This window comes from Sphingomonas bacterium, from assembly GCF_903644135.1.
Classification (GTDB): Bacteria; Pseudomonadota; Alphaproteobacteria; order Sphingomonadales; family Sphingomonadaceae; genus Sphingomonas.
Genome location: NZ_CAHJXA010000073.1, coordinates 1 through 10,049 on the forward strand (window position 1 = coordinate 1; position 10,049 = coordinate 10,049).

Genomic DNA, 10,049 nt, shown 5'->3' on the forward strand with positions numbered 1-10,049 from the left:
CAAGCCGCATCTCAACATCGGCACCATTGGTCACGTCGACCACGGCAAGACGTCGCTGACCGCGGCGATCACCAAGGTGCTGGCGGAGACTGGCGGCGCGACGTTCACGAGCTACGCGAACATCGACAAGGCTCCAGAAGAGCGCGAGCGCGGGATCACCATCTCGACCGCACACGTGGAATACGAGACCCAGGCGCGTCACTATGCGCACGTCGATTGCCCGGGCCACGCCGACTATGTGAAAAATATGATTACCGGTGCCGCGCAGATGGACGGCGCGATTCTTGTCGTGTCCGCAACCGACGGGCCGATGCCGCAGACCCGTGAGCACATCCTGCTCGCGCGCCAGGTCGGCGTGCCGACGATGGTCGTGTTCATGAACAAGGTCGATCTGGTCGACGATCCCGAGATCCTAGAGCTCGTCGAGCTCGAGATCCGCGAGCTGTTGTCTAAGTACGACTTCGACGGCGACAATATCCCGATCATCCAGGGTTCGGCGGTATGCGCGCTCGACGACAAGCAGCCCGCGATCGGTCATGACGCCGTTCTGAAGCTCATGCAGGCGGTCGACGAGTATCTGCCGCAGCCCGAGCGTCCGCTCGACAAGCCGTTCATGATGCCGATCGAGGACGTGTTCTCGATCTCGGGTCGCGGCACCGTCGTCACCGGCCGCGTCGAGACCGGCATCATCAAGGTCGGCGAGGAAGTCGAGATCGTCGGCATCAACGACACCCGCAAGACCACGGTCACCGGCGTCGAGATGTTCCGCAAGCTGCTCGACCAGGGCCAGGCGGGCGACAACGTCGGCGCGCTGATCCGCGGCGTCGGTCGTGAGGAGGTCGAGCGCGGCCAGGTGCTCTGCAAGCCCGGCACGATCAAGCCGCACACCGACTTCGCGTCGGAGGTCTATGTGCTGTCGAAGGAGGAGGGCGGCCGCCACACGCCGTTCTTCGCCAACTATCGGCCGCAGTTCTACTTTCGAACGACCGACGTCACCGGCACCGTCGAGCTGCCCGAGGGCACCGAGATGGTCATGCCCGGCGACAATGTCGCGCTCGGCATTAAGCTGATCGCGCCGATCGCCATGGACGTCGGCCAGCGCTTCACCATCCGCGAGGGTGGTCGCACCGTCGGCGCAGGGGTTGTCAGCGGCATCACCAAGTAATATAGGCGCATCAAGAAAGCGGCCGGTCCCGGGCAACCGGGGCCGGCCGTTGCCTTTTAGTGTAAGTGTTTGACGAGAGGCAGGCTCGGCCCCTTTTTCGTCATGCCGGGCTGGTCCCGGCATCCAGAGCCACGGGCGATGCCGTTTGTGACCCTGGACTCCGGCACAAGGCCGGGGTGACGGTGGGAACGTGATTGTCGCTCCGCTCTTTCAAATTGGTAGTGGGACCCATGGACAACAACATCCGCATCCGCCTGAAGGCGTTCGACCATCGCGTGCTGGACCAGGCCGCGGGCGACATCGCCGACACGGCGCGGCGCACCGGCGCGCTGATCCGCGGGCCGATCCCGCTGCCGACCCATATCGACAAGTTTACCGTCAACCGCGGCCCGCACATCGACAAGAAGAGCCGCGAGCAGTTCGAGACGCGCACCTACAAGCGGTTGCTCGACATCGTTCAGCCGACGCCGCAGACGGTCGACGCGCTGATGAAGCTGGACCTCGCGGCCGGCGTTGACGTCGAGATCAAACTGGCCTAGGGGCCTCGCTTCGGCGGTCGACCATCTGGTTCCGCTGGAGCAACGACATTGAGATACCGCCGGTGGCTTGCCGCCGGGACAGCGTCTCCCGTCTGCCCCTTTATCGGGGCGCTCAGCCCGGGACGGGGGCTCGCTTCGCTTATCCGGGCTGACACGCACCGCGGGATTTCCCCTCGGTGCCTCTGTGAGGGAGATGGGTCATGCGTACCGGCGTGATCGCGAAGAAGATGGGCATGACGCGCCTGTTCCAGGACGACGGGCGGCACGTGCCGGTCACCGTCCTGCAGCTGGAAGCGTTGCAGGTCGTCGCTCGCAAGGACATGGATACGGACGGCTACACCGCCGTGCAGCTCGGCGCGGGCGTCGCCAAGGCGAAGAACGTCGCCAAGCCGCAGCGCGGCGCCTTCGGCAAGGCGGAGGTCGAGCCCAAGGCAATCCTCGCCGAGTTCCGCGTGACGCAGGACAACCTCCTAGATGTCGGCGCCGAAATCTCGGCCGAGCATTTCGTTGCCGGCCAGCTCGTCGACATTCAGGGCCGCACCCAGGGCAAGGGCTTCCAGGGCGGCATGAAGCGCTGGAACTTCAAGGGTCTGCGCGCGACCCACGGCGTGTCGGTGTCGCACCGCTCGCTGGGTTCGACCGGCCAGCGCCAGGATCCGGGCAAGACCTTCAAGAACAAGAAGATGGCGGGTCACATGGGTGACAAGAACCGCACTCAGCAGAACCTGGAGATCGTGTCGACCGACGCGGCGCGCGGGCTGATCTTCGTCAAGGGCTCGGTGCCCGGCTCGAAGGGTGGCTGGCTATTCGTCAAGGATGCGGTGAAGGTCGCCGCTCACGCCGATGCGCCCTATCCCGCCGCGATCCGCGCGCCCGCGCATGACGAGGAAATCCACGTCGCCGAGGTCGAGCCCGCCGCGGTCCACGAGCTGCCGCACGATCCGAGCGCCGAGGAAGTTGCCGCCGGCGCTGCCGCGGCCGATGCCCATGGTGCGGGCGAGGTCGATCCCGGCTCGGTGCCTCCAGCCGATCCAACCCCCGGTCAGGAGGGCTGAGCCATGAAGATTACCTCCACATCATTCTCTGGTGAAACCGGCGGCGAGGTCGAGCTGAACGACGAGGTCTTCGGCCTCGATCCGCGCGCCGATATCCTCCACCGCGTCATCACCTGGCAGCTCGAGAAGCGCCGGGGCACCGCCCGCGGCACCCGTGAGCGCGCCGACGTCGCCCGCTCGGGCAAGAAGCTGGGCCGGCAGAAGGGCGGCGGCGTCGCTCGTCACGGCGACAAGCGCGCGCCGGTGTTCGTCGGCGGCGGCAAGGCGCACGGTGCCCGCGTCCGCGACTTCAATCCCGGCCTCAACAAGAAGGTACGGGCGCTGGGGCTGAAGATGGCGCTGTCGAGCCATGCGCAGGCCGGCTCGCTGATCGTCATGGACAGCCTGGCGGTCGAGGGCGGCAAGACCCGGACGCTGAAGGGCGACTTGGCAAAACTGGGCTTCGGCGTCGAGGGGGGCAAGCGCGCGCTGGTGATCGACGGCGACCTGGTTGATACTTCGTTCGCGTTTGCGGCCGGCAATCTGCACGAAATCGACGTGCTGCCCGCGGTCGGTGCCAACGTCTATGACATCATCAAGGCGGACACGCTGGTCCTGACCCGCGCCGCCGTCGAGAAGCTGGAGGCGCGCTTCCATGGCTAAGCCACAAACACCGGTCGACCTGCGTCACTATGACGTGATCGTCGCGCCGCACATCACCGAGAAGGCGACGCTGCTGTCCGAGCAGAACGCGGTCGTCTTCCGCGTCGCCAACGACGCGACCAAGCCGCAGATCAAGGCGGCGATCGAGGCGCTGTTCAGCGTCAAGGTGACCGGCGTCAACACGATCGTCCAGAAGGGCAAGACCAAGAAGTGGAAGGGCGTGCCCTACACCAAGTCCGACGTGAAGAAGGCGATCGTCACGCTCGCCGACGGTCAGTCGATCGACGTGACGACGGGGGTCTGAGATGGCACTGAAGCAGTATAATCCGACGAGCCCGTCGCGCCGCGCGCTGGTGCTGGTCGACAAGTCGCAGCTCTGGAAGGGCAAGCCCGTCAAGGCGCTGACCGAGGGCAAGACCAAGTCCGGCGGCCGCAACAACAAGGGCCATGTGACCAGCCGCGGCATCGCCGGCGGTCACAAGCAGAAGTACCGGTTCATCGACTTCACCCGCCGCAAGTGGGACATGGAGGCGACGGTCGAGCGGCTGGAATATGATCCCAACCGCACCGCGTTCATCGCGTTGGTCAGCTATCCCGACGGCGAGCAGGCGTACATCATCGCGCCGCAGCGTCTGGCGGTCGGCGACAAGGTGATCGCCGGCAAGAAGACCGACGTGAAGCCGGGCAACGCCATGGAGCTGGGCCAGATGCCGGTCGGCACCATCGTCCACAATGTCGAGATGAAGCCGATGAAGGGTGGCCAGATCGCCCGCTCGGCCGGCACCTATGTGCAGGTCGTGGGCCGCGATCGCGGCATGGTGATCGTGCGGCTCAATTCGGGCGAGCAGCGCTACATCCATGGCGAGTGCATGGCGACGGTCGGCGCGGTGTCCAACCCCGACAACCAGAACCAGAATTTCGGCAAGGCCGGTCGCAGCCGCTGGATGGGCATCCGCCCGCTGACGCGCGGCGTTGCCAAGAACCCGGTCGACCATCCGCATGGCGGCGGCGAGGGCCGTACCTCGGGCGGCCGTCACCCGGTCACGCCATGGGGCAAGCCGACCAAGGGTGCCCGCACCCGTCACAACAAGTCAACCGACAAGATGATCATCCGGTCGCGTCATTCGACCAAGAGGAAGGGCTAAGATGGCTCGCTCGGTATGGAAGGGCCCGTTCGTCGAACTGAGCCTGCTCAAAAAGGCTGAGACCGCGCAGGACACCAACGCGCGCGCGCCGATCAAGACCTGGTCGCGCCGCTCGACGATCCTGCCCTCGTTCGTCGGCCTGACCTTCAACGTCTATAATGGCCGCAAGTTCGTGCCGGTGTCGGTCAACGAGGACATGGTCGGCATGAAGCTGGGCGAGTTCGCGCCGACGCGCTACTTCCCCGGTCACGCCGCCGACAAGAAGGGCAAGCGCTGATGTCCAAGCCCAAATCCTCTCGCAAGGTCGGCGACAAGGAAGCCCTGTCGGTCGGCACCAACATCCGTGGCTCGGCGCAGAAGCTGGGCTTGGTGGCGGCGCTGATCCGCAACAAGAAGGCCGGCGATGCGATGAACATCCTCGCCTTTTCGACCAAGGGCATGGCGGTTGATGCGCGCAAGGTGCTGGCCTCGGCCATCGCCAATGCCGAGAACAACCATAATCTGGATGTCGACGCGCTGGTCGTGTCGGAGGCGTCGGTCGGCAAGGGCATCGTCATGAAGCGCTTCGCCACCCGCGGCCGCGGCAAGTCGACCCGCATCCTCAAGCCGTTCAGCCGTCTGCGCATCGTCGTGCGCGAGCAGGAAGAAGCATAATGGGTCACAAGTCGAACCCGATCGGGATGCGGTTGCAGATCAACCGCACCTGGGACAGCCGCTGGTTCGCGGAAGGGGCCGATTACGGCCGCCTGCTGCTAGAGGACCTGCGCATCCGCCAGTACATCATGAAGACGCTGCCCTCGGCGGCGATCTCCAAGGTGGTGATCGAGCGGCCGGCCAAGCTGTGCCGCATCTCGATCTACGCCGCTCGCCCTGGCGTCATCATCGGCAAGAAGGGCACCGACATCGAGAAGCTGCGCAAGACGATCGGCGGCATGACCTCGTCCGACGTCTCGCTCAACATCGTCGAGATCCGGAAGCCCGAGGTCGATGCACGGCTGGTCGCGCAGGGCATCGCCGATCAGCTGGAGCGGCGCATTGCCTTCCGCCGTGCCATGAAGCGCGCGGTGCAGTCGGCGATGCGGCTGGGTGCCGACGGCATCCGCGTCGCCTGTGGCGGCCGGCTGGGCGGCGCCGAGATCGCACGGTCGGAGAGCTATCGCGAGGGCCGGGTGCCGCTGCACACGCTGCGCGCCAATATCGACTATGCCGAGGCCGAGGCGCACACCTCGTACGGCGTCTGCGGCGTCAAGGTCTGGGTGTTCAAGGGCGAGATCCTGGGTCACGACCCGATGGCGACCGACCGGCTGATGATGGAAGCGCAGACCTCCGGCGTGCGCCCCGCGCGCGACGATCGCCGCTAAGGACTGACCGATGCTGCAACCAAAGAAGACCAAGTTCCGCAAGGCGTTCAAGGGCCGCATTCATGGCCTAGCCAAGGGCGGGTCGGACCTGAACTTCGGCTCCTATGGGCTGAAGGCCATGGAGCCGGACCGGATCACCGCGCGCCAGATCGAGGCGGCGCGCCGCGCGATCACCCGCCACATGAAGCGGCAGGGGCGGCTGTGGATCCGCGTGTTCCCCGACGTGCCGGTGTCGGGCAAGCCCGCCGAGGTCCGCATGGGCTCGGGCAAGGGTTCGCCGGAGTTCTGGGCGGCGCGGGTCAAGCCGGGCCGTATCCTGTTCGAGGTTGACGGCGTCGATGGCAAGGTCGCGGCTGAGGCGTTCGAGCGGGCGGCGATGAAGCTGCCGATTAAGGTCAAGGTCGTCGCTCGTCTGGGCGACACGTCGCACCTGGGAGGCGAGTAAGATGGCGAAGAACACCGACATCGTCGGCCAGTCCGACGACCAGCTGACCGAGAAGCTGGGCAACCTGAAGCGCGAGCAGTTCAACCTGCGCTTCCAGGCGGCGACCAACCAGCTCGAGAAGCCAAGCCGCGTGCGCGAGGTCCGCAAGGACATCGCCCGCATCAAGACCGCACAGGCGCAGCGCTCCGCTGCCGCCGCGAAGTAAGGAAGAGCACATGCCAAAGCGCGTGCTGACCGGCCTGATCGTGTCCGACAAGGGCAACAAGACGGTGGTGGTGAACGTCGAGCGCAAGGTGAAGCACCCGCTCTACGGCAAGATCATCCGCCGCTCGAAGAAGTATCACGCCCATGACGAGACGAACGAGTTCAAGCAGGGCGAGACGGTGCGGATCGAGGAGACCGCCCCCATCTCCAAGCTGAAGACCTGGAAGGTGGTCGATCGGGTCAACACCCATGCGACGCCGGAGCGGGTCGACGTCGACGCGTAGATAGCCGTCATGCCGGGCTTGTCCCGGCATCCAGAGCCATCAGCGCTACGTTGCTTGGCTCTGGACTCCGGCACAAGGCCGGGGTGACGAACGGAAGAAACAAGGCGGGGCTGGGTCGGTATCCACCCCAAGGTAGAAGGACTGCAACATGATCCAGATGCAATCCAATCTCGACGTCGCCGACAACAGCGGCGCGAAGCGGGTGCAGTGCATCAAGGTGCTTGGCGGGTCCAAGCGCCGGGTGGCGGGGGTCGGCGACATCATCGTCGTCTCCATCAAGGAAGCACAGCCGCGCGGCCGCGTGAAGAAGGGCGACGTCCATCGCGCCGTCATCGTCCGCACCGCCAAGGACATCCACCGCGCGGACGGTTCCACCATCCGCTTCGACAGCAACGCCGCGGTGCTGGTCAACAAGAACGAGGAGCCGATCGGCACCCGTATCTTCGGGCCGGTGGTGCGCGAGCTGCGCGGCAAGAAGCACATGAAGATCATCAGCCTCGCGCCGGAGGTGCTGTGATGGCGACCTCTGCCGCAGCGAAGCCCAAGATGAAGATCAAGAAGGGCGATCAGGTCATCGTCCTGTCCGGCAAGGACAAGGGCAAGACCGGCACCGTCACCCAGGCTATGCCCAAGGACAGCAAGGTGATCGTCGGCGGCGTCAACGTCGCGACGCGCCACCGCAAGCCGACCCAGGCCGAGCCGCAGGGTGGCCTCGTCAAGATCGAGGCGCCGCTGCACGTCAGCAAGGTGGCGCACGTCACCGCCGACGGCCGTCCGACCCGCGTCCGCTTCGAGGTGCAGGACGGCAAGAAGGTCCGCGTGGCCGTGAAGACGGGGAGCAAGATCGATGGCTGATTACACGCCTCGGATGAAGGGCATCTATGACGAGACGATCGTCAAGGCGATGACCGACAAGTTCGGCTACAAGAACGCGCTGGAAGTGCCGCGGCTTGATAAGATCGTGCTCAACATGGGCGTCGGCGAGGCGACCCAGGACAAGAAGCGCGTCGACCAGGCCGCGTCGGAGATGGAGCTGATCGCCGGTCAGAAGCCGGTCGTCACCAAGGCGAAGAAGTCGATCGCGCAGTTCAAGCTGCGCGAGGGGATGCCGATCGGCGTCAAGGTGACGCTGCGTCGCGAGCGGATGTACGAGTTCCTCGACCGCTTCATCACCATCGCGCTGCCGCGCGTGCGCGACTTTCGCGGGCTGAACCCCAAGAGCTTCGACGGTCGCGGCAACTATGCTTGTGGCATCAAGGAGCAGATCGTGTTCCCCGAGATCAACTATGACCGCATCGACAAGGTGCGCGGCATGGACGTGATCGTGACCACGACGGCGAGGACCGACGACGAGGCGCGCGAGCTGCTGCGGCTGTTCGGCTTCCCGTTCCCCAAGGAAGAAGAGCCGGCCGAGCAGAAGCAGGCGGCCTAACATACGACCCGGTTCCCGCGGCGCGGGACCCCGAAAGGAAGAGCTTAAGTCCATGGCGAAACTGAGTTCGATCAACAAGAACGAGCGGCGCAAGAAGCTGGTGAAGCAATATGCGCCGAAATATGCGAAGCTGCGCGCGCAGGCGAACGACACGACGCTCGACGAGGGCGAGCGGCTGATCGCGCGCCTCAAGATGGCGGAGCTGCCGCGCAACGCGAACCCGACCCGCATCCGCAACCGGTGCGAGCTGACCGGCCGCCCGCGCGCCTATTACCGCAAGTTCCGTCTCGCCCGCGTCATGCTGCGCGATCTCGCCAACAAGGGCCTGATCCCCGGCGTCACCAAGTCGAGCTGGTAAGGACACATCATGGCAGTGACCGATCCCCTGGGTGACCTGCTCACCCGCATCCGCAACGGCCAACGCGCGAAGAAAGACAGCGTCCTGTCGCCGGCGTCGAAGCTGCGCGTCCGCGTGCTCGACGTGCTTCAGCGCGAGGGCTACATCCGCGGCTATTCGGAAGAGCAGATGGGCCCCGCCGCCGGCGTGCGCATCGAGCTGAAATATTTCGAGGGCCAGCCCGCGATCAAGCATGTCGCGCGCGTGTCCAAGCCCGGCCGCCGCGTCTATAGCGGCTCGCAGGGTCTGCCGCGGGTCATGAACGGCCTGGGCATCACCATCGTCTCGACGCCGCGCGGCGTGCTCTCGGATGCCGAGGCGCGCGAGCAGAATGTCGGCGGCGAAGTCCTCGCGGAGGTGTTCTGATGAGCCGTATCGGCAAGAAGGCGGTCCCGGTCCCGGCCGGCGTCACCGCCACCGCCCAGGACGGCACGCTGAGCGTCAAGGGTCCCAAGGGCACCCTCAGCCTCGCGATGCGCGACGAGATCAGCTATGCGATCGAGAGCGACGGCATCCAGGTGCAGCCCGCCAACGACACCAAGCAGGCGCGCGCCTTCTGGGGGATGCAGCGCACGCTGGTGCAGAACCTGGTGACGGGCGTGACCACCGGCTTCACCAAGAAGCTGCTGATCACCGGGGTCGGCTATCGTGCTGCCGCGCAAGGTCGCAACCTCAAGCTGCAGCTCGGCTATAGCCACGACGTCGACATCGCGGTGCCGGAAGGCCTGGAGGTCAAGACCCCCGACAACACCACCGTCGAGATCAGCGGTGCCGACAAGCAGAAGGTCGGCCAGCTCGCCGCCGAGATCCGCCGCTGGCGCAAGCCCGAGCCGTACAAGGGCAAGGGCATCAAGTATGATGGCGAGTTCATCTTCCGCAAGGAAGGGAAGAAGAAGTGATGACCAAGGGACTGTCTCTCTTCGAGAAGCGGCGTCGCCGCAACCGCACCGCGCTGCGCGCGCGCGCCGGTGTTCGGCCGCGGCTGTCGGTGCACCGCTCGGGCAAGCACATCTATGCGCAGGTGATCGACGATGTCGCCGGCACCACGGTCGCATCGGCGTCGACGCTGGTCGGCCATGAGGGCTCGGGTGCCAATATCGACGCCGCATCGGCGGTCGGCACGCGCGTCGCGGAGGCGGCAAAGGCCGCGGGCGTGACGCAGGTGGTGTTCGATCGTGGCGGCTTCCTGTTTCATGGCCGCGTCAAGGCGCTGGCCGAGGCCGCGCGCGAAGCCGGATTGGAGTTTTAAAGATGGCTGACGACAACCAGGTCGAGACGGTCGCCAATGCGGCGACCGGCGCGCCGTCCGATGCGCAGCCCCAGGGCGGCCCTGGCGGCGGTGGTTATGGCGGCGGCCCCGGTGGCGGCGGTCGCGGGCGC

At 65.9% G+C, this 10,049-nt stretch carries 19 protein-coding genes; all 19 read left to right on the plus strand.

Annotation, left to right across the window (positions count from 1 at the left end):
• The coding region (tuf, locus tag HUU96_RS05790; protein ID WP_174291898.1) for an elongation factor Tu at positions 1-1,165 on the plus strand (1,165 nt) is incomplete at its 5' end.
• A 230-nt stretch (positions 1,166-1,395) separates the two neighbouring features.
• On the plus strand, positions 1,396-1,704 hold the full coding sequence (rpsJ, locus tag HUU96_RS05795) for a 30S ribosomal protein S10 (RefSeq protein ID WP_033921125.1): 309 nt from the start codon (positions 1,396-1,398) through the stop codon (positions 1,702-1,704).
• Between the two features lie 200 nt (positions 1,705-1,904).
• On the plus strand, positions 1,905-2,759 hold the full coding sequence (rplC, locus tag HUU96_RS05800) for a 50S ribosomal protein L3 (protein WP_174291899.1): 855 nt from the start codon (positions 1,905-1,907) through the stop codon (positions 2,757-2,759).
• Between the two features lie 3 nt (positions 2,760-2,762).
• Positions 2,763-3,401: a 50S ribosomal protein L4 gene (rplD, locus tag HUU96_RS05805; RefSeq protein ID WP_174291900.1), complete on the plus strand. Its 639-nt coding sequence runs from the start codon at positions 2,763-2,765 to the stop codon at positions 3,399-3,401.
• Entirely contained in the window at positions 3,394-3,705 is a 312-nt protein-coding gene (locus HUU96_RS05810) for a 50S ribosomal protein L23 (protein WP_174291901.1), read from the plus strand. The genes rplD and HUU96_RS05810 overlap by 8 nt, the downstream gene beginning before the upstream one ends.
• 1 nt (position 3,706) lies before the next feature.
• Positions 3,707-4,546 (plus strand): 50S ribosomal protein L2, encoded by an 840-nt coding sequence (gene rplB, locus HUU96_RS05815; RefSeq protein ID WP_174291902.1) that lies wholly within the window; start codon positions 3,707-3,709, stop codon positions 4,544-4,546.
• Position 4,547: 1 nt separating this feature from the next.
• Entirely contained in the window at positions 4,548-4,823 is a 276-nt protein-coding gene (rpsS, locus tag HUU96_RS05820; RefSeq protein ID WP_174291903.1) for a 30S ribosomal protein S19, read from the plus strand.
• Positions 4,823-5,200, plus strand: coding sequence for a 50S ribosomal protein L22 (rplV, locus tag HUU96_RS05825; RefSeq protein WP_174291904.1), 378 nt, complete (start codon positions 4,823-4,825; stop codon positions 5,198-5,200). The genes rpsS and rplV overlap by 1 nt, the downstream gene beginning before the upstream one ends.
• Positions 5,200-5,907 carry a 30S ribosomal protein S3 gene (gene rpsC, locus HUU96_RS05830; RefSeq protein WP_174291905.1) on the plus strand — a complete coding sequence of 236 codons (708 nt, stop codon included), beginning with the start codon at positions 5,200-5,202 and terminating at the stop codon, positions 5,905-5,907. The genes rplV and rpsC overlap by 1 nt, the downstream gene beginning before the upstream one ends.
• Positions 5,908-5,917: 10 nt before the next feature.
• On the plus strand, positions 5,918-6,352 hold the full coding sequence (gene rplP / locus HUU96_RS05835) for a 50S ribosomal protein L16 (protein WP_174291906.1): 435 nt from the start codon (positions 5,918-5,920) through the stop codon (positions 6,350-6,352).
• Position 6,353: 1 nt separating this feature from the next.
• Positions 6,354-6,557, plus strand: a complete 204-nt coding sequence (gene rpmC / locus HUU96_RS05840; protein ID WP_174291907.1) for a 50S ribosomal protein L29 — start codon at positions 6,354-6,356, stop codon at positions 6,555-6,557.
• 10 nt (positions 6,558-6,567) lie between these two features.
• Complete coding sequence (gene rpsQ / locus HUU96_RS05845) at positions 6,568-6,840, plus strand: 30S ribosomal protein S17 (RefSeq protein ID WP_174291908.1); 273 nt, start codon at positions 6,568-6,570, stop codon at positions 6,838-6,840.
• Between the two features lie 148 nt (positions 6,841-6,988).
• Complete coding sequence (gene rplN / locus HUU96_RS05850) at positions 6,989-7,357, plus strand: 50S ribosomal protein L14 (RefSeq protein ID WP_174291909.1); 369 nt, start codon at positions 6,989-6,991, stop codon at positions 7,355-7,357.
• Between the two features lie 29 nt (positions 7,358-7,386).
• Entirely contained in the window at positions 7,387-7,695 is a 309-nt protein-coding gene (gene rplX, locus HUU96_RS05855; RefSeq protein WP_174291915.1) for a 50S ribosomal protein L24, read from the plus strand.
• Positions 7,688-8,272 carry a 50S ribosomal protein L5 gene (gene rplE, locus HUU96_RS05860; RefSeq protein WP_174291910.1) on the plus strand — a complete coding sequence of 195 codons (585 nt, stop codon included), beginning with the start codon at positions 7,688-7,690 and terminating at the stop codon, positions 8,270-8,272. Before rplX ends, rplE begins: the two co-directional genes overlap by 8 nt.
• A 52-nt stretch (positions 8,273-8,324) precedes the next feature.
• Complete coding sequence (gene rpsN, locus HUU96_RS05865; RefSeq protein ID WP_174291911.1) at positions 8,325-8,630, plus strand: 30S ribosomal protein S14; 306 nt, start codon at positions 8,325-8,327, stop codon at positions 8,628-8,630.
• Positions 8,631-8,639: 9 nt separating this feature from the next.
• A complete protein-coding gene (gene rpsH / locus HUU96_RS05870; RefSeq protein WP_174291912.1) occupies positions 8,640-9,035 on the plus strand; it encodes a 30S ribosomal protein S8 in 396 nt (131 codons plus the stop codon).
• A complete protein-coding gene (gene rplF, locus HUU96_RS05875; RefSeq protein ID WP_174291913.1) occupies positions 9,035-9,568 on the plus strand; it encodes a 50S ribosomal protein L6 in 534 nt (177 codons plus the stop codon). The genes rpsH and rplF overlap by 1 nt, the downstream gene beginning before the upstream one ends.
• Complete coding sequence (rplR, locus tag HUU96_RS05880) at positions 9,568-9,918, plus strand: 50S ribosomal protein L18 (protein ID WP_174291914.1); 351 nt, start codon at positions 9,568-9,570, stop codon at positions 9,916-9,918. The genes rplF and rplR overlap by 1 nt, the downstream gene beginning before the upstream one ends.
• The last annotated feature ends 131 nt before the right edge of the window (positions 9,919-10,049 follow it).